General features: G+C 68.6%; 15 protein-coding genes and 1 pseudogene. 6 read left to right on the top strand and 10 right to left on the bottom strand.

Annotated elements, in window-relative coordinates; all coding sequences use genetic code 11:
• Window positions 1–22: 22 nt before the first annotated feature.
• Complete coding sequence (locus BM004_RS19300) at window positions 23–1012, top strand: aldo/keto reductase (RefSeq protein ID WP_093215868.1); 990 nt, start codon at window positions 23–25, stop codon at window positions 1010–1012.
• A 13-nt stretch (window positions 1013–1025) separates the two neighbouring features.
• Here the strand turns inward: BM004_RS19300 and BM004_RS19295 are convergent, their stop codons facing one another.
• From BM004_RS19295 to BM004_RS19285, 3 genes are all read right to left on the bottom strand, one after another.
• The gene (locus tag BM004_RS19295; protein ID WP_093129638.1) at window positions 1026–1562 is read right to left on the bottom strand and encodes a cysteine hydrolase family protein; all 537 of its coding nucleotides are present in this window, start codon (window positions 1560–1562) and stop codon (window positions 1026–1028) included.
• A 47-nt stretch (window positions 1563–1609) separates the two neighbouring features.
• On the bottom strand, window positions 1610–2023 hold the full coding sequence (locus BM004_RS19290) for a hypothetical protein (RefSeq protein WP_093215866.1): 414 nt from the start codon (window positions 2021–2023) through the stop codon (window positions 1610–1612).
• A gap of 112 nt (window positions 2024–2135) precedes the next feature.
• On the bottom strand, window positions 2136–3728 hold the full coding sequence (locus BM004_RS19285; protein WP_093215865.1) for an esterase/lipase family protein: 1593 nt from the start codon (window positions 3726–3728) through the stop codon (window positions 2136–2138).
• Window positions 3729–4007: 279 nt separating this feature from the next.
• Between BM004_RS19285 and BM004_RS19280 the strand changes: the two genes are divergently transcribed.
• Complete coding sequence (locus BM004_RS19280; protein ID WP_093215863.1) at window positions 4008–5126, top strand: MBL fold metallo-hydrolase; 1119 nt, start codon at window positions 4008–4010, stop codon at window positions 5124–5126.
• A 99-nt stretch (window positions 5127–5225) separates the two neighbouring features.
• Here BM004_RS19280 and BM004_RS19275 read toward each other — a convergent pair whose 3' ends face one another.
• The 3 genes from BM004_RS19275 to BM004_RS19265 are packed head-to-tail and all read right to left on the bottom strand — an operon-like array spanning window position 5226 to window position 11180.
• On the bottom strand, window positions 5226–6164 hold the full coding sequence (locus tag BM004_RS19275; RefSeq protein ID WP_093215861.1) for a bifunctional Delta(1)-pyrroline-2-carboxylate/Delta(1)-piperideine-2-carboxylate reductase: 939 nt from the start codon (window positions 6162–6164) through the stop codon (window positions 5226–5228).
• A gap of 47 nt (window positions 6165–6211) precedes the next feature.
• On the bottom strand, window positions 6212–9664 hold the full coding sequence (locus tag BM004_RS19270; protein ID WP_093215858.1) for a molybdopterin-dependent oxidoreductase: 3453 nt from the start codon (window positions 9662–9664) through the stop codon (window positions 6212–6214).
• 37 nt (window positions 9665–9701) lie between these two features.
• Window positions 9702–11180 carry a short-chain fatty acid transporter gene (locus BM004_RS19265; RefSeq protein ID WP_256219959.1) on the bottom strand — a complete coding sequence of 493 codons (1479 nt, stop codon included), beginning with the start codon at window positions 11178–11180 and terminating at the stop codon, window positions 9702–9704.
• 131 nt (window positions 11181–11311) lie between these two features.
• Between BM004_RS19265 and BM004_RS19260 the strand changes: the two genes are divergently transcribed.
• Window positions 11312–12253 (top strand): LysR family transcriptional regulator, encoded by a 942-nt coding sequence (locus tag BM004_RS19260; RefSeq protein WP_093215856.1) that lies wholly within the window; start codon window positions 11312–11314, stop codon window positions 12251–12253.
• Window positions 12254–12337: 84 nt separating this feature from the next.
• On the opposite strand, the gene BM004_RS42020 is transcribed toward BM004_RS19260, so the two are convergent.
• Complete coding sequence (locus tag BM004_RS42020; protein ID WP_256219958.1) at window positions 12338–12505, bottom strand: IclR family transcriptional regulator; 168 nt, start codon at window positions 12503–12505, stop codon at window positions 12338–12340.
• Between the two features lie 36 nt (window positions 12506–12541).
• Between BM004_RS42020 and BM004_RS19255 the strand changes: the two genes are divergently transcribed.
• From BM004_RS19255 to BM004_RS42015, 3 genes and pseudogenes are all read left to right on the top strand, one after another.
• Complete coding sequence (locus tag BM004_RS19255) at window positions 12542–13099, top strand: class I adenylate-forming enzyme family protein (RefSeq protein ID WP_256219957.1); 558 nt, start codon at window positions 12542–12544, stop codon at window positions 13097–13099.
• Between the two features lie 38 nt (window positions 13100–13137).
• Window positions 13138–13308, top strand: a pseudogene (locus BM004_RS42485) (tripartite tricarboxylate transporter substrate-binding protein); the annotation flags it as partial.
• Between the two features lie 92 nt (window positions 13309–13400).
• Window positions 13401–13733 carry a tripartite tricarboxylate transporter substrate-binding protein gene (locus BM004_RS42015; RefSeq protein WP_256219956.1) on the top strand — a complete coding sequence of 111 codons (333 nt, stop codon included), beginning with the start codon at window positions 13401–13403 and terminating at the stop codon, window positions 13731–13733.
• 94 nt (window positions 13734–13827) lie between these two features.
• Here BM004_RS42015 and BM004_RS19245 read toward each other — a convergent pair whose 3' ends face one another.
• The 3 genes from BM004_RS19245 to BM004_RS19235 are packed head-to-tail and all read right to left on the bottom strand — an operon-like array spanning window position 13828 to window position 17610.
• Window positions 13828–14016: a hypothetical protein gene (locus BM004_RS19245; protein WP_093215851.1), complete on the bottom strand. Its 189-nt coding sequence runs from the start codon at window positions 14014–14016 to the stop codon at window positions 13828–13830.
• A complete protein-coding gene (gene parC / locus BM004_RS19240; RefSeq protein WP_093215848.1) occupies window positions 14016–16424 on the bottom strand; it encodes a DNA topoisomerase IV subunit A in 2409 nt (802 codons plus the stop codon). The genes BM004_RS19245 and parC overlap by 1 nt, the downstream gene beginning before the upstream one ends.
• A 52-nt stretch (window positions 16425–16476) precedes the next feature.
• Window positions 16477–17610 (bottom strand): Kelch repeat-containing protein, encoded by a 1134-nt coding sequence (locus tag BM004_RS19235; RefSeq protein WP_093129935.1) that lies wholly within the window; start codon window positions 17608–17610, stop codon window positions 16477–16479.
• Window positions 17611–17618: the final 8 nt, after the last annotated feature.

Below are 17618 nucleotides of genomic sequence, written 5' to 3'. Positions count from 1 at the left end.
GTGCTAAGGTGGCAGCCGTTCCATGACACACGGCCTGCTCTCCGCGCACCTCACCCGCGCCCGGTTCCTGCGGCTCCTCGCGGCGCTGCCGGCGGGCGCCGTGCTTCCTTCGTTCGCGCAGCAGCAGCCGACCCAGCCGAGGCCGAAGATGACGACGACGAAGATGAACACGCGCCCCATCCCTTCCACGCAGGAAGCCCTGCCCGTCATCGGCTGCGGCACCTGGATCGGCTTCGACCAGCGCCCCGGCACCGACGAATACCGGCGCCTGCCCGGCGTGCTCGACGCCCTGTTCGCCGCCGGCGGCACGCTGATCGACAGCTCGCCCATGTACGGCCGCTCCGAGGAGACCACCGGCGAGCTGCTGGCCGCGACCCATCACCCGCAGCAACCGCCGCAACCATTACCGGAGAACAGGGCCTTCCTCGCCACCAAGGTCTGGACCTCGGGCCGCGAGGCCGGCATCGCGCAGATGGAGCAGTCGTTCACGCGGCTGCGCACCCGGCGCATGGACCTGATGCAGGTGCACAACCTGCTCGACTGGCGCACCCACCTCGCCACGCTGCGCGGCTGGAAGGACCAGGGCCGCGTGCGCTACATCGGCATCACGCACTACACCGCCTCGGCCTACGCCGATGTCGAGGCCGTGCTGCGCGCCGAGAAGCTCGACTTCCTGCAGATCAACTATTCGGCTGACGCCCGCGAGGCCGAGCAGCGCCTGCTGCCGCTGGCGGCCGAGCGCGGCGTGGCGGTGATCGTGAACATGCCTTTCGGCGGCGGCGGCCTGCTGCGCCGCCTGCGCGACAAGCCGCTGCCCGCGTGGGCCGGCGAGATCGGCTGCACAAGCTGGGCGCAGGTGCTGCTGAAGTTCGTGCTGGCCCACCCCGGCGTGACCTGCGCGATTCCGGGCACCGGCCGCGCCGAGCACATGGCCGACAACGCGGCCGCCGGTGCGGGCACCTGCGGCGATGCGGCCTTCTGGCGCCAACACGCGGCCGGCATCGCCAGCTAGAAGCCGGGGGCGCTCAGCCCGCCAGCGCGATGTCGGCGGCGGGCACCGCGCGAATCGGCACGCCGAAGCTCGTGATGTCCGACAGCGTGGCGTTGTGGTGCGCGCGGATCTGCGCGCCCGTGGCATGCGCCTTGTCGTGCGAGGTGTGCGCGTCGGCCGCCAGCACCACCTCGTAGCCCAGCGCGGCGGCGCGGCGCGTGGTGGTGTCCACGCAGAACTCCGACGAGTAGCCGCAGACCACCACCCGCCGCACGCCATGCTCCGACAGCCACGCGTCCAGCGGCGTGCGCAGGAACGAGTCGGGCGTGGTCTTGCGGATCTTCGCGTCGCGCGCGTCGGTCCGCAGCGCGCCGGCCAGTTGCCAGCGCTCGGAGTCGAACTCGAGGTCGACCGCGTTCTCGTGCTGGATGAAGGCCACCGGCACGCCGGCCGCGCGGGCACGTTCGGTGAGCGCGTTGATGCGCTGCATCACGGCCTCGGACTCGTGGGGGCGCGGCGGATCGTCGCAAAGGCCACGCTGGACATCGATCACGAGGACGGCAGTTTTCATGGGCGAGTGCGAGGGAATGAGGAGGAGAGAAGATGAAAGGGACGGCGTCAGAACGCCAGGTTCCTGACAGACCAGAGGATGGCGCCCGACAGCAGCGTCGAGATCAGCGCCACCATCGCGCTGGCGCCGAACGAGGTGCCGATGCCCAGCTGGAAGCCCAGCGTGTAGGCCACGAACAGCCCCGCCAGCACGGCCACCGCGGGCCAGCCCTCGACGTGGTGCACCGCCACGCCGCCGGTGAAGCTCAGGAACGCCAGCAGCGCCAGCGCCACCAGCAGCGAGGCATAGAACACCGAGCGGAACGATTCGCCCAGCGTCGGCGACACACCCGCCACGACCTGGGCCGACACCTTGACCACCACGGTCACGAACAGCACCAGCGCGCCGACGGCCACCGCCAGCTTGACCGGCGTCATGAAGGCGAAGAACAACAGGGCGCCGATGAAGAGGAGGTAATGCATGGTCGGCGCGATTGTGACCGCTCCGGCCTGACCCCGGGCTTACCGGAACCCTCCCCTTGGCGCTGTCCCCAGGTCCTCCTCTCGGCGCTACTCCAGGCCCTACTCCCAGGCCCTACTCCCAGGCGCTGACCTCCAGCCTGACCTTGCCGCTGATGCCCGGCGCCGACGGCGCGGCGCCCAGGCTCGACAACGGCACCACGAACTGCAGCTTGCCCCCGGCCAGCTGCTTGGGGCTGATGGGCAGCGAGGCTTGCCCCGCCGTGTCGGTCTGCCAGCCGTACTTGACGTTCCAGTCCTGCGCCGGGTCGTCCGCCGCGGGCGGCGCGATCTCGATGACCAGCGTGTCGCGGAACAGCGAGCTGCCCTCGTAGTGGCCGTCGAGCCAGAACTTGTTGTTGACCTGGTAGTCGGGCACGCGCACGCCCAGCGTCATGGCGTAGGCCAGCGTGGGGCGGTCCTGCTTCACGCGCGCCCTGTTCGCCAGGAACACGGTCGACAGGTAGATGGCGCGCCGGTCCGCCGTGGCAGGGTTGGTCAGCTCCTTGTGCGTGCGGCAGGCGGGCGAGTCTTCTTCCGCCACGCGCCGGCTCAGGTACCAGCGCTTGCCGCGCGGCGCGGCCAGCAGCTCGACCTGGTAGAGCGCATCGACGTCGGCGCCGGCGGGCAGGTCGGGCGGCAAGGTGACGCCGTCGACGTCGAACCACAGGTCCACCCGCACGTCGCCGAACAGGAAGCGCACCAGGTTCTGGTACGCCTCCTCGGAATTGACGATGCCGAAGAAGCCCGAGTGCGAGCGGTAGGTGTAGGCGGTGGCCACCGGCTGTGTCTTGCCCGCGGCGTCGCTGGTCCAGAGCGAGGCGTTCTCGATGCGCACCAGCCCGTCGCTGCCGTGGCCCGCGAACATGCGCGCCAGGCCCTTGGCGCTTTCGTAGTCGCCGCGGTTGGAGCCGACCATGCAGAACACGCGCTCGGCCGGGAACGCGCTGGCCGGCAGGTAGTCCATGCGGCCGTTGACCGGCGCGGTGTCCAGGAACTCCGACATCTTCTCGCGGTTGAAGGTGTTCATCTCGGCCGCCGTGAGCCAGGGCGGCACGTTGATGCCGCCCATGTCGATGCCGTTGTGCGGCGTGGCATAGGTGAACACCTTGTCGACGCACTGGCGCGCCGCCGCGTCGCCGAGCGAGGTGTTCTGCAGGAAGGCGCGCACCACCAGCCCGCCCATCGAATGCGCGACAAGGTAGCAGCGGAAGTCGCCGGCCGAATAGCCCGGCCCTTCGCGCTGCACCACCAGCTCGCGCACGCGCAGGATCAGCTGGCTCAGGCCCTGCGCGTACACCTTCACGTCCTTCGACTGGCCGTCGCCGAGCAGCTCGGAGCCCGCGTCGTAGTAGCGGTAGATGATGATCGAGGCCGACGGCAGGCCGTCCACGTCCTTGCCGGTTTCGTCGGGCGAGGGTTTCCAGTCGGGGTCGAGGATGTCCAGGCCGTTCTGGTAGACGCTCTGGTACTGGTAGTCGGCCAGCAGGCGCACCACGGGCGACTCGAAGACGAACTTCTGCGCGGGCGCTTCCTTCTTCACCGTGGCGCGGTACACCGTGGAGCCCAGGTTGAAGCCGCAGAACGGGTCGGCCGCGGTGTCGTCGCGTTCGGCCTCGGTCATGGCGTAGCCGCGCACGTAGATGATGGGATAGCGATTGCTGCTCATGAACGTGCCCGTCTCTTCGAAAAGCCGATGAAGCTTTTCAGTGTGAATCGGTTTGTTGCTGCCTGCCATACAGCGCATGGCGTAGGACCGGGTTCGAACGCCTCGCGTGGTGCGGGGTGCGCCCACGCCGACCGGGTGCTCTTCGCACGCACCCCACGGCCAAGAGCATCAAGAGAGATATGCCCCTGCGCCCCGAATGTTTCTACGGCTGAAACCATTGAAACACCCGCCATGGCTAATCTCCAGCCATTCGACAAACACAAGCAAGAAGGCTCTCCCATGGCTGATGAATCAGGCTCGCAGGGCTCCTACCTGCCGCAACTCCTGCGCCGCAGTACCGCATTGGCAGCAGCCGGCTGCGCCTTCGTCGCCGGTTGCGGCGCCGCCGGTGGCGAAGCCCGCTACGACAGCTCGCCCCAATTCAAGGACGGCGGCTTCCACAACATGGCCAACCCCGACCTGCCCGCGCAGGCCAGCGCCTGGCGCATTTGGTCGCGCTTCATCGTCGGCAGCAAAGTCGACAGCGTGCCGGTCGACCCCATTCCGGTGAAACCGCTCGACAGGGCCACGCTCGACGCGCTCGACGCCAACACCAACCACGTGGCGCGCCTGGGCCATTCGTCGCACCTGCTCAAGCTGCGCGGCAAGTACTGGCTGATCGACCCGGTGTTCAGCGAGCGCGTGTCGCCGGTGCAATGGGCCGGGCCCAAGCGCTTCCACCAGCCGCCCATGACGCTCGAGCAGCTGCCGCCCATCGAGGGCGTGATCCTCTCGCACGACCACTACGACCACCTCGACGTGGCCACCATCGAGTACCTCTCGAAGACCGTGAAGCGCTACTTCGTGCCGCTGGGCGTGCGCACGCGGCTGGTGGTCATGGGCGTGCCGGCCGAACGCGTGACCGAGCTCGACTGGTGGCAAGGCGGCGAGCACGACGGCGTGAAGCTCACCGCCACGCCCGCGCAGCACTTCTCGGGCCGCACGCTGGGCGACCGCGACCGCACGCTGTGGGCCTCGTGGGTGGTGCAAAGCGGCGACCAGCGCATCTTCTACAGCGGCGACTCGGGCTACTTCCCCGGCTTCAAGCAGATCGGCGATCGCTTCGGCGGCTTCGACATCGCGCTGATGGAAAACGGCGCCTACGACGCCATGTGGCCCGCCGTGCACATGACGCCCGAGCAGAGCGTGCAGGCCTTCGAGGACCTGCGCGGCAAGGTGTTCTTCTCGGTGCACAACAGCACCTTCGACCTCGCCTTCCACACCTGGCACGACCCGCTGGACCGCATCGCGGACCTCACCGAGGCGAAGAAGATCGAGCTGGCGACGCCGGTGATCGGCGAGGTGGTGACCGTGGGGCAGGCGCGCACCAACACGCGATGGTGGGTGGGGCTGAAGTAGCCAGGCCGGGGGGCAAGTGTCCTGTCTCAGTGATGTGCGAGCAACGTCGACGGGCACGGCCTGTGCCCAAGCCGGTACGACCCACGGGAGCGTCTCTGCCTAGGAACAACTCCTGAATACCAGCATCGCGGCGGCAAGATCCTCGAGCGCGGTACCGACCGCCTTGAAGACAGTCCGTCCATGGGCTTCGGTTCGCCCCTGCACCTTGCCGCCCGTCAGTTCGGACAGCGTTCCGGCCACATCGCCGGCAGCCAAGACGCCACGCGACATCGGCCCAAGCAGGTCACCGCTTTTTTGCAGCGCCTCCGGCGTATCGACGAACAGGCGCGCGCCCACAAAGCAGGCGTCGTCGGCTTCGCGCATCTGCGGCGTGAAGCTGCCAATCAGGTCCAGATGGTTGCTCGCGCGCAACCACGCACCCTGGATCACCGGCTGAGTGGCAAGCGTGGCGCAGCTCACGATGTCGGCGTTGCCGGCCGCTCTGCCAAGGTCGGATGCGACGGTCGCGTCGATGTCCTGTGCGCGCAAGCGCGCGGCGAGCACCGACGCCGCCGATTCGTCACGGTCCCACACCATCACGCGTTCGATGGGACGCACGACGCGCAAAGCCTCGGGAACGAGGCTGCCGACACGGCCGCAGCCGACGACCAGCAGGCTGCGCGCATCCGGCGGCGCGAGGTAGGACGCGGCCAGCGCCGATGCGGCCGCCGTGCGGCGTGACGTGATCTCGTTGCCGTCGATCTGCGCCAGCGGCTCACCCGTGCGCGCGTCGTACAACACATAGGTCGAGAAGAGGCCCGGCAGGCCCCGTTCCGAATTTCCCGGGAAGATGGCGACGGTCTTGATGCCCAGGTAGCGATCGTGCTGCCACGCCGGCATGATCAGCACGGTCTGGGGTGGGCCGTCCGTCGCAGCCTGGAGCGAATGCGTGTGCCGCAAGGGCACTTCGCAGCCCTCGACGAACATCTCGCGCAATGCCGGAATCAGGCGGTCGAAGGGCAGCGCCCGGCGGGTGCTTTCGGTGTCGATGAATTTCATGTGCGTGCGGATCGAGAAAGTGAAATGAATGAAGTGCGCAAGAGCCGTCATGCATCGAGCACGACGTCTTCCAGCGGCACGGCCTGGCAGGTCAGGCACATGGCCGGGTCTTCAGGCTCGCTGCCGTGCAGGTGGCGGACCTTGCCCGCCAGCAGGCGCACGGCGCAACTCTCGCATTGCCCCACACGACAGCCGCTGGCCATCTGCAGGCCGAGCGATTCGGCGAACGTCAGCAAGGTGCCTTGCGCGGGTGTCCACGTCACGGGGTCGCGGCCCGAGCGCGCGAAGCCGACAGCAAAGTGCTGGTCGCCATCGGTGGGCACAGCGGCAGGCGAGCGGAACACCTCGCTGAAGATGTCGAAGCGCGGAACACCTCTCGCCTCCAGCCCGGCGGTCACGGCGTCCATCATGGCGGGCGGTCCGCACATGTAGAAGCGGGCGCGCCGGGCGATCAGCGCGTCGTCCACCACGCTCGCGTCGATATAGCGGTCCGACTGGTAGTCGATGCCTTGGCGATCCGTCGGCAGCGGTGCGTTGTAATGATCGATGACCCGCAGTTGCGGCAGCCGCGCGAGGTGCTGCGCGATGCGCTTCCTGAACGCGTGGGTCTCGCTGTTCAGGTTGGCGTAGTAGAGCCAGACAGCCGGATCGGTCGCGCCATCGGGCAGCGATTCGAGCAGGCTGATGAAGGGCGTGATGCCGATGCCGCCCGCGAAGAAGACCAACGGCTGCGGCGATTGGCGCGGCAGCACGAAGCCGCCCGACGGCGCGCGCAGGCCGATGATGTCGCCGACCTTCAGCGCACGGTGCAGGTGGCTGGACACACGCCCTTCGAACGGCATGCCATCGGCCGAGCGGCCACGCTGATGGCGCACGGCCACGCTGTAGCCACGCCGGCCGTGCATCTCGGCCGCGCCCGTGAGCGAATAGGCGCGCGTGATCTGCGTGCCGTCATGCAGATGCAGCTGCACCTCAACGTGCTGGCCGGGACGGTAGTCGGGCAACTCGCCGTCGTCGACCGGCTCGAAGTGAATGCCCAACACGCCCTGCGCCTCGGGCCGCAGTTCGCTGACGCGGAACGAACGAAAGCCCTGCCACTTGCGCTGCCGTGTCTCGGTGGCGGGGTCGCGTTCGATGTCGCAAAGAAAGGAGCGGTGCGGCACCGAGCCGCTCACCGGGTCGCAACTGTCGGCGGAGATCAGGGTGTTGAAGTTGCTGCTCAATGCACCTTCGACCGGCAAGCCACCGCGGTCGAGTTCGGTGCAGCCCTGCCACCAGCCGAACTCGGCCACGATGACGTCGTGCGCCAGTTGCGGCGTGATGCGCGCGACAAAACGGGCTTGGCCCACGCGTGTGCGGATGCGCATCCAGTCGCCGTCCGCGATGCCCTTGGCCAGCGCCAGCGCGGGGCTCAGCTCGGCCACCGGCTCGGGCGCGCGCTTGCGCAGCGACGGCAGGCTGCGGTGCTGGCTGTGGCAGTAGAAGCCGTTCTTGGCCGAGCTCAGCACATAGGGGAAGCGGCCTTGCCGCGTGGCCTGCGCATCGCGCGGCGTGTCTGCGGGTTCGACGAAGCTGGCGATGGGCGGCTGGCCGTGGTGCAGCAGGGTTTCGGAATAGAGCTCGACGCGGCGTGTCGGGGTGTCGAAGCCGCGCACGCCGTCGACGGTGGCGCGGGCGTACTTTTGCTCCCCCGCGTCGATGGGGCAAGCGATGCCCTCGGGCCGGGAGCGCAACTGGTCGACCGTAAGGCCGAGCGGCGCGAGCATGTGGTTCCAGCCGGCGTCGAGGCTGCCGCGAAAGAAGTCGTCGCCCATGCCGAGCCGGCCGGCCAGCTCGAACAGTATCTCGTTGTCGGAACGCGATTCACCGCGCGGCGCGACCATGCGCTGGCGCAACTGCACCCAGCTGGCCGCGCGGTCGTCGATTTCGAAGCCGATGCGCAGGCCTTCACGCTCCCATGGCGTGTTGACCGGCAGCAGGATGTCGGCATATCTGGCTGCGGGTGTTTCGAACAGGTCGCAGTGCACGTGGAATTCGAGCTGCGACAGCGCCCGATGCGCGAGCGCGGTGTCGGCCTGCGACACGGGCAAGTTGGTGCCGAAGGCCATCATCGCGCGCACCTTGTAGGGCTCTCCTTCGAGAATCGCCCTATAGGTGTCGCGCGCTGTCACCCAGCCGTGCGCGGGTGGGCCGATGGGGCGCTCCTGCAGGCCGAGCGCCTTGGCGCGCTGCGCATCGGGCAGCAGCGAGAGCGCGTTGACGGCATTGACACGCGGGCCGACGCGAACACGGTTCGCGCCGATGCGGTCGAAGCTGCCGCACAGCGCATACAGCGTGGCGACCGCACGCTCGGCTTGCGTCGCATTGGTGTGCTGTCCGATGCCGGTCCAGGCGTGATAGGCCACGCGGCGGCAGCTGCCGAAGAGGTCGGCGACGACGCGCAGCGAGGCCTCGGGAACGCCGGTGATGCGCTCGACATCCGTCGGTGTGTAGGCAGCGCAGCCCTGGGCCAGAAGCTCGAACGCCGGGGAGCATGACAGGCGCTGTGTGCACGCGTCGACCTTGACCGCGCCGCGCAGACGGAAGTGAGCCGCGCCCTGGGCTTTGGCCATCTGCCCGGTGTCATAAGGCACCGCGCAGTTCAGCGCGTCGTTCCACGCCACGAATCGGTTGTCTTCGGCATCGGGCCACAGGTCCTGCTCACGCAGGAAGCGTCCGTTGTCGCCCCGCACCAGCAGCGGCGCATTGGTCCACTCGCGCACGAAGCCTTCGTCGAAGCGCGCGTCTGCAATCAGCAAGTGAACCAGCCCCAACGCCAGTGCCGCGTCGGTGCCGGGCCGCACGGGCAGCCATGCATCGGCCTGCCGCGCGAGTGCCGTGGGGCGCGGATCGATCACCACCATCTTCGCGCCGTTCGCGCGCCCCCGGCCGATGGCGTTGGCCTGCGCCAGCCAGGTGTTCGCGGGGTTGTGGCCCCACAGCACGATCAGCTCGGCCTGCGCGTAGTCGGCCGCAGGCATGCCGCAGCCGAAGGTGAAGGCGTGCGCGAAATCCTTGTGCCAGTTGCAGACCTCCGTCGCGTAGCAGATGTTCGGGCTGCCGAAAAGACGCACGAAGCGCTCGATCCAGTCGATGCTGTCGGTCAGCGGCGTGCCGCTCGGCGTGGTGACGGCGAACACGACCGACTCGGCCCCGCTCTCGGCCTTGATGGCGTTCAGGCGCTGCGCGGTCTCGGCCAACGCTTCTTCCCAGCCGATGCGCACCCAGCCTGGATTCGGGTCGGTCTTGGGGTTCGTGCGGCGCATCGGATAACGCAGACGATGTGGACTGTGCACCAGCTCGGGGGCGGCCTTTCCCTTCATGCACATCGCCTGGCCGGTAGGGTGCGAGGCATCGGGCCGCACCGCCACCAGCATGTCGCCGCGCACCTCGTTGAGCGTGCCGCAGCGCGAGCGGCAAAGCGTGCAGTAGCCCTGTTTGATCTCCGTTGGAGTGGTCATCGTTGTTGTCGATCGTTCCCCTGCCCCACGCCGCGCATCAAGGGATCGCCGGTGCGACATAGCTCAGCGTTCGGCCGAAGAACCAGAGCATGAAGAGCACCAGCGGCGCATGCACCAGCAACTGAAGGAAAGTGAAGCCCACGATGTCGCGTGCCTTCAGCGAAAGCACGCCCAGCAATGGCAGCATCCAGAACGGATTGATCAGGTTGGGCAGCGCCTCGGCCGCGTTGTAGACCTGCACGGCCCAGCCCAGGTGCACTTTCAGGTCGTTGGCCGCCTGCATGACGTAGGGCGCCTCGATGATCCACTTCCCGCCTCCCGAGGGAATGAAGAAGCCCAGCACCGCGGAATACGCGCCCATCACCACCGCGAAGCTGTCGACGTTGGAGATGCTGACGAACAGGTGTGCGATGCGGTCCGACAGCGTGATGCCGCCGTCGCCCTTGGCGCCGGTCAGCATGGCCGCGATGGCGCCGTACAGCGGAAACTGGATGATCACGCCAGCCGTGGACGGCACCGAGCGTGACACCGCGTCAAGAAAGCTGCGCGGGCGCCAGTGCAGCAGCAGTCCGATCATGAGGAACAACAGGTTGTAGGTGTTCAGGCCGGAAATCGCGATCAACGGGCTCTTGGCCATGAACTCCTGCGCGAGCCAGCCGAAGCCCAGCGCGCACAGCAGCAGCGTGAGCAGCGGGCTGCGCTCGAACCATTCACCGGGTCGGCGCTCGGCGGGCTCCGCCGTTGCCGGCTTCGCTTCGCCGAGGTCCACGCCCAGGTCCTGTGCCGTGACCGCGTGCGCGGCGCCGGGCGCGGACCACAGCGCGACGGCCACCGACGCCACGATCAGCACCAGCGCCATGACGGCCGATTGCCACAGGAAGATGGTCTGGCTGAACGGGATCACGCCGGTGATGTCGAGGATGCTCTTGGGCAGGCTGCTGGCGTTGGCCTGCAGCTGCGCCGCCGACGAGCTGAGCCCGAGCGCCCATGTCGCGCCCATGCCGAGATAGGCCGCGGCGCCGGCGGCCCGGTAGTCCATGCGCAGGTCGAGGCGGCCGGCCAGCGCGCGCACGTAGAGCGCGCTGAAGATCAGCGAAATGCCCCAGTTGAAGAGCGACAGGATCATGCTGATGGCGGCCACGTAGGCGATGGCCTGCCTGCCCGACACGGGCACTGCGGCCAGCTTGCGGATGAGCCGCGCTGCCGGCGGCGAGGTTGCCACCACGTAGCCACCGATGGCCACCAGCGCCATCTGCATCGTGAAGACGATCAGGCTCCAGAAGCCGTCGCCGAAGGATCTGGCCACCGCCTGCGGGCTGGACCCGTTGAGCATGGCGGCGCCCGCCACCACCACCACGGCGATGGCCGCGAACACGAAGGCGTCGGGGAACCAGCGCTCGGCCCAAGCCGTGAAGCGCAGTCCCAGGCGGCTCAGCAGCCCGGCGTCGGCCTTGGCTTCTTCAGGTCGAGGGGGGCGAGCGCCGGGGCCGGCGGAAGTCTGCAATGTCGATGGCATGGGATTTTTCCTGCTGCTGGAACGGTGGGCGTCCTCGTCACACGCCTGAAATGACGTGCTGCGCAGATGTTAGGAACTGCCGCCGAGAATTCATAATTTCTATTTTCAATAGAGAGATATAGGATGGACCTATGTCGATCACCATCAAGCAACTGCAGCACTTCACTGCCGCCGCGCACACGGGGCAGGTGTCTCGCGCGGCCCAGCGCTGCTATGTAAGCCAGCCCTCGTTGACCACGTCGCTCAAGAACCTCGAGTCCACGCTGAAGGTGCAGCTCTTCACACGTCACTCCGAAGGGTTGCGGCTCACGGTGCAGGGCGAGGGTTTTCTACGGCATGCCGAACACATGCTGCGCACGCTCGAGGCGGCAGTGGAGGAAACGCGCAATTCCGTGTCTTCGGTCGAGGGGCGGGTGCAGATCGCCATCACCGACACCGTGTCGGAGTACATGCTGCCGAAAATCATCGGCGCGATGCGCCGGCAATTGCCACTGGTCGAGTTCGAACCCGTGGAGCGCAACCGGCTCGAGATCGAGGATGGCCTGCGCGGCGGCGAGTTCGACCTGGCCGTCGTGCTGGTGTCGAATCTCTCGCGCGCGCCGGACATTCGACGCGAGAACCTGCTGAAGTCGGAGCGCCGGTTGTGGACGTCGTTCGACCATCCGCTGGTGACGCAGAAGTCGGTGTCGCTGCGCGAGATCGCGGAGCTGCCTTTCGTGCTGCTGGACATGGACGAGCACGTGAGTACCGTGGGCCGTTACTGGGGCGCAATGAAGCTCAAGCCCAAGGTCGTGTTCCGCACCAAATCGATCGAGGCCGTGCGCAGCCTCGTGGCACAGAACGTGGGCGTGACCATCCTGTCGGACCTGGTGTTTCGCCCTTGGTCGCACGACGGCGGGCGCATTCGCAGAACGGTGGTGTCGAGCGCGGTGCCCTCGATGGACCTGGGGTTGGCCTATCGGCGCGGTGCCGTTCTTTCCGAGGCCACTGCAGCCTGCGCGAGTACCTTGCGATTGCTGGCCAAGACGCTCACGCGCGAATCACAGCCGCGCATGGACGACGAGCCGAACTAGTGCCCTGCTCCGCTGAACTGCCACCGTCGATTCGATTGTCGAGAAGCTCCATCGACTTTGCTCACGTATCGGCGGGACAGCACATCAGCTCGTCTTGCGGAAATGCCGCTCGATCGCATGCACCGTCTCGAGCAGCTGCGGGCGCACCTCCTGCATGAAGACCTCCGGCGGCATCGAGCGCGGGCCGGCCGCGCTCAACACCATCAGCGGCATGCCCTTGCCCACGCGCAGCGGCGAGGCGATGGCGTTCACCTCGCCGCGCCAGTCGCCGAAGGAACTGCAGCAGCCGTGGAGGCCACGGCCCGCGCGCTGCGGCACGACGGCGTCACCATCTTCACCGGCGTGCCGGCGCTGTTCGCGCGGCTGCTGGAATGGGCGCGCAAGAACAACGCGGCGATGGAGGCCATCCAGGCGATCGACGCGCCGCGCCTGCGGCTCATCAGCGTGGCCGGCTCGCCGCTGACGCCCAGCCTCAAGGCCGAGGTGGAGCGCGCCTTCGGCCAGACGCTGCACAACGGCTACGGCCTGACCGAAACCGGCCCCACCATCTCGCAGACGCGGCTGGCGTCGCCGCGCGGCGATTGCTCCGTGGGGCCGCCGATCGGGCGGGTCGAGTTGCGCGTGCGCGCCGCCGACGGGCACGACGTGAACGCCGGCGGCACGGGCGAGTTGTGGGTGCGCGGCCCCGGCGTGATGAAGGGCTACTACCGCAGCCCCGAGCTCACGGCCGCGGCGATCGACGGCGAGGGCTGGTTCAACACCGGCGATCTCGCGCGCCAGGACAGCGACGGCGCGCTGTTCATCTCGGGGCGCACCAAGGAACTCATCATCCGTCCAAGGACCTGAGCTACGTCATCGGCCTGACCGGCTATGCCTTCGGCATCGTGGTGCCCGCGAGCTCGCCCATCAAGACGCTGCAGGACTACGTGGCGCAGGCCCGCGCCAACCCCGGCAAGCTGACCTACGGCACGCCGGGCATCGCCACCACGAACCACCTGACGATGGAGCAGATCTCGCGGCACTTCAGGATCCAGCTCAATCACATCCCGTACAAGGGCAGCGCCGAATCGCTGCAGGCCATCGTGGCCGGGCAGGTCGACTCGGCCGCCGAGACCTGGCCGCCGAGACCTCGGCGTTCGTTCCCTACGTGGACTCCGGCAAGCTGCGCCTCATCGCGGTGTGGGGCGACCGGCGCATGGCGCGCTACCCCGGCGTGCCCACGCTCAAGGAGAGCGGCGTGGACATCGTCCAGACCTCGCCCTGGGGCCTGGTGGGACCGCGGGGCCTCGACCCCGCGATTGCCGCGCGCCTGCACGATGCCTTCAAGCAGGCCATGGCGACGAAGGAGTTCAAGGACGTGCTGGCCCGCTACGAGATGGAGCCGGACTACAGGAGCGCGAAGGACTATCGCGCCTTTGCGGTGGACGCGATGAAGCACGAGAAGGAGATCCTCGACGCGCTGGGCCTGTCGCGGCAATAGAGCGAGAGCGCGCAGGATTCACAAGGCAGCGGGGACGCCATCGCTCCCAACTGCCAACCCTGCCCCCTGCCCACTGCCTGCAGCCCACTGCCGCCTAGCCGCGCTCCTTGCGCTCGCGCGCCCGGCGAACCTGGCGCGTCTCGCCCGCCTGCGAGGCGACGCGGTCCTTCTCGCGTTTCTTGGCCGCGCGCTTCTGGCGGAAGTGCCGGCCCACCACGTAGCTGCCGAGGCCCGTGACCACGGCGATGAAGATGCCGATGACGCTGACGTCGATGCCGCCCATCACAGCACCCGCACCACGCTCGACGGCTTGAAGCCCAGGTCGGCCGCCTTGCCCTTGCGCGCGCGGCTGCCGCGGGCGTTGTTGAGCGTGCGGATTTCCAGCGTCTCCTCGCGCTCCTTGGCACCGCGGCCGATGCCTTCGATGCGCACGCTGCGCGTGTAGGCCGCGGCACCGGCCAGCGTGTCCTTGGGTTCCAGGTCGATCAGCGTGAGGCCGCGCCCGCCCTTGGGCAGGCTCTTGAGCTCGGCGATGTCGAAGGTCAGGATGCGCCCGCCCGTCGAGGCGCAGGCCACGTGCGTGGCCGCGGGCATCGGCTCGGCGCCGCTGGCGCCGCCCACCAGCGAAGGCCGGCAGATCTGCTCGCCCTCGCCCACGTCGATGAAGGCCTTGCCGCCGCGCTGGCGCGACATCATGTTCTCGACCGTGGCAATGAAGCCGTAGCCGCCGGTGTTGGCCAGCAGCACGCTGGCGCCCACCGGGCCGGCGAAGAAATGCGTGACGTGCGTGCCGGCATCCAGCTCGATGAGCGTGGTGACGGGCTGGCCGTCGCCGCGCGCGCCGGGCAGCGAGGCCACGGGCACGGTGTACACGCGCACGCTCTTGTCCTTGGCGGAGCCGAACACCAGCAGCGTGTCGACGCTGCGGCATTCGAAGGCGCCGTAGAGCGCGTCGCCCGACTTGAAGCTGTACTCGGGCGCGGCGGCCTTCTCTCCGTTCGCGCCGTTGGCTGCGGCCTTCTCGCTGGCCCAGCCCTTCTGCGCGCGGACCCAGCCCTTCTGCGACACGATGACCGTGACGGGCTCGTCGACCACCTTCACTTCGGCCACGGCGCGCTTCTCGGCCTGGATGAGCGTGCGGCGCGGGTCCTCGAAGGTCTTGGCGTCGCTCTCGATTTCCTTGACCAGCAGGCGGCGCAAGGTGGCCGGGCTGGAGAGGATGTCCTCGAGCTTCTTCTGTTCTTCGCGCAGGCCCTTCAGTTCCTGCTCGATCTTGATGGCCTCCAGCCGCGCCAATTGGCGCAGGCGGATTTCAAGGATGTCTTCGGCCTGGCGTTCGCTGAGGTTGAAGCGCGCGATGAGCGCCGCCTTCGGGTCTTCCGCCGCGCGGATGATCGCGATCACCTCGTCGATGTTCAGCAGCACCAGCTGCCGGCCTTCGAGGATGTGGATGCGCTCGAGCACCTTGTTCAGGCGGTGGCGCGAACGCTTCTCGACGGTGACTTCGCGGAACGCGATCCACTCGTTCAGGATCTGGCGCAGCGACTTCTGCGTGGGCTTGCCGTCGATGCCGACCATCGTCAGGTTGATCGACGACGAAGTCTCCAGCGAGGTCTGCGCCAGCAGCGTGGTGATGAACTCTTCCTGGCTGATGCGCGAGGTCTTGGGCTCGAACACCAGGCGCACGGCGGCGTCCTTGCTGGACTCGTCACGCACCACGTCGAGCACCGACAGCATCGCGGCCTTCAGCTGGGTCTGGTCGGCGGAGAGCGCCTTCTTGCCGGCCTTGACCTTGGGGTTGGTGATTTCCTCGATTTCCTCGAGCACCTTCTGCGTGCTGACGCCCGGCGGCAGCTCGTTGACCACCAGCTGCCACTGGCCGCGCGCGAGCTCTTCGATCTTCCAGCGCGCGCGCACCTTGAGCGAGCCGCGGCCGGTGCGGTAGGCATCGGCGATGTCGGTGGCGTTGCTGATGATCTGCGCGCCGCCCGGATAGTCGGGGCCGGGCACGATGGCCAGCAGCTCTTCTTCGCTGAGCTTGCCGTTCGACTTGATCAGCGCCACGCAGGCGTCGGCGATCTCGCGCAGGTTGTGGCTCGGAATTTCGGTGGCCAGGCCCACGGCGATGCCGCTCGCGCCGTTCAGCAGCGTGAAGGGCAGCCGCGCGGGCAGCAGGCGCGGCTCCTCGGTGCTGCCGTCGTAGTTGGGAATGAAGTCGACCGTGCCTTCGTCGATCTCGTCGAGCAGCAGGCTGGTGATGCGCGCCAGGCGCGCCTCGGTGTAGCGCATGGCCGCGGCGCCGTCGCCGTCGCGGCTGCCGAAGTTGCCCTGGCCGTCAACCAGCGGATAGCGCTGCGAGAAGTCCTGCGCCATGCGCACCAGCGCGTCGTACGCGGCCTGGTCGCTGTGCGGGTGGAAGCGGCCGAGCACGTCGCCGACCACGCGCGCGCTCTTCACGGGCTTGGCGCCCACGGTGCCGTTGGTGCCGCCGAAGCCCAGGCCCATGCGCGACATCGAGTACAGGATGCGGCGCTGCACCGGCTTCTGGCCGTCGGACACATCGGGCAGCGCGCGGCCCTTGACCACGCTGAGCGCGTATTCGAGGTAGGCGGTCTGCGCGTAGTCGGCAAGCGTCAGGGTGGTGTCGCCATCGGTGGGCCCCTGGAGGTCGAGCGGAGGTTGAGAGTCCATGAAAGAGCTGGTGAGAAAAACAGTTGCTGCAGGCTGGGCGCGAAGCTCGCGCTCAGCCCAGTGTGAAGGCCTCGTGCACCGCGGACTGCACGGCGCCGCCGAGCACCGCGCCGCCGCCCGCGACGTAGATCCAGTCGCCGATGACGGCCGCGCCCACGGCGTGGCGCGGCGTGGTCATGGGTGCATGGCGCTGCCAGGTGTCGTCCACGGGATCGTAGCTTTCCATCTGGCCGAACACCCGGGCCTGGCGCGGCACGCCGCCCACGAGAGTGCCGCCTTCCCCGCCCATGGCGAAGAAGCGGCCGCGGTACACCACGAGGCCGTGGCCCGAGCGCGCGGTGGGCAGCGGCGAACGCAGCTCCCAGGTGTCGCGCGCGGGCAGGTAGACGTGGTGCAGGTCGGTGTTGTATTCGAAGGTGTTGAAGCGCCCGCCGACCACGTGGATCCGGCCGCCGTGCGCCACGCAGCCCACATGGTCGCGCGCGCCGGGCAGCGGCTTGGCCGACGTCCAGCGGTCGGCCTTGGGGTCGTAGACCTCGTGCCAGCCGACGCTGGCGCGCTCCGCCGCGGGCTCGGACGCGCCGCCGATCAGGTGCAGCGCGCCGTCGAGCATCACCGCCGCGGCGGCGCCGCGCGGGCGCGGCAGCGGCGCGATGGCGCTCCAGCGGTTGGCCGCGATGTCGTAGACGTAGGCGTGGGTGTCGGAGCGCCGGTTCTGCTCCACGAAGCCGCCGAGCGCATACACGCGGCCGCCTTCGGCCGTCACCGCCACGTGGTTGGCGCCGCGCGGCAGCGGCGCGCCGTCGAGCCAGCGGTCGGCCTGGGGGTCGTAAATGTGGTGGTAGTCGCGGTTGACCTTGCCTTCGCCGTAGCCGCCGACCACGTGCATGCGCCCTTGCGCGGCGGTGGCCCAGGCCATCTCGCTGCGCGGGATCGGCAGCGCCGCGCGCGGCGTCCAGCGGCCTTGCGGGCCGGCCGGCGCGGGGCTGTCGGTGAAGCGCTGCGACTCCTGCTCGGGCGTCATGTGGTGCGGCACGCCGCCCTGCAGGCGCGCGTAGGGCTCGGCCGACGACGGCACGCCCGGCAGGGTGTCGTGCGTGGCCGCGTGCTGCGCGTGCGCGGCACGCGTGACGGCACCCGTCATGGCGCAGGCGGCTGTCGCAAGGACGAAGCTTCGGCGGTGCATGGCGGCGG

The sequence above is a fragment of the Variovorax sp. OK212 genome, assembly GCF_900112425.1.
Lineage (GTDB): Bacteria > Pseudomonadota > Gammaproteobacteria > Burkholderiales > Burkholderiaceae_C > Variovorax.
The sequence above is the reverse complement of the archived record's forward strand: the minus strand, read 5'-3'. Positions and strand labels throughout refer to the sequence as shown.

Excerpts from the sequence above, each read along its gene's own strand:
- BM004_RS19280 (WP_093215863.1), top strand. The coding sequence starts at position 4,008 with ATGGCTGATGAATCAGGCTCGCAGGGCTCCTACCTGCCGCAACTCCTG.
- BM004_RS19235 (WP_093129935.1), bottom strand. The coding sequence starts at position 17,610 with ATGCACCGCCGAAGCTTCGTCCTTGCGACAGCCGCCTGCGCCATGACG.
- BM004_RS19285 (WP_093215865.1), bottom strand. The coding sequence starts at position 3,728 with ATGAGCAGCAATCGCTATCCCATCATCTACGTGCGCGGCTACGCCATG.
- BM004_RS19245 (WP_093215851.1), bottom strand. The coding sequence starts at position 14,016 with ATGGGCGGCATCGACGTCAGCGTCATCGGCATCTTCATCGCCGTGGTC.
- BM004_RS19275 (WP_093215861.1), bottom strand. The coding sequence starts at position 6,164 with ATGAAATTCATCGACACCGAAAGCACCCGCCGGGCGCTGCCCTTCGAC.
- parC (WP_093215848.1), bottom strand. The coding sequence starts at position 16,424 with ATGGACTCTCAACCTCCGCTCGACCTCCAGGGGCCCACCGATGGCGAC.
- BM004_RS19300 (WP_093215868.1), top strand. The coding sequence starts at position 23 with ATGACACACGGCCTGCTCTCCGCGCACCTCACCCGCGCCCGGTTCCTG.
- BM004_RS19290 (WP_093215866.1), bottom strand. The coding sequence starts at position 2,023 with ATGCATTACCTCCTCTTCATCGGCGCCCTGTTGTTCTTCGCCTTCATG.
- BM004_RS19270 (WP_093215858.1), bottom strand. The coding sequence starts at position 9,664 with ATGACCACTCCAACGGAGATCAAACAGGGCTACTGCACGCTTTGCCGC.
- BM004_RS19295 (WP_093129638.1), bottom strand. The coding sequence starts at position 1,562 with ATGAAAACTGCCGTCCTCGTGATCGATGTCCAGCGTGGCCTTTGCGAC.
- BM004_RS19260 (WP_093215856.1), top strand. The coding sequence starts at position 11,312 with ATGTCGATCACCATCAAGCAACTGCAGCACTTCACTGCCGCCGCGCAC.
- BM004_RS19265 (WP_256219959.1), bottom strand. The coding sequence starts at position 11,180 with ATGCCATCGACATTGCAGACTTCCGCCGGCCCCGGCGCTCGCCCCCCT.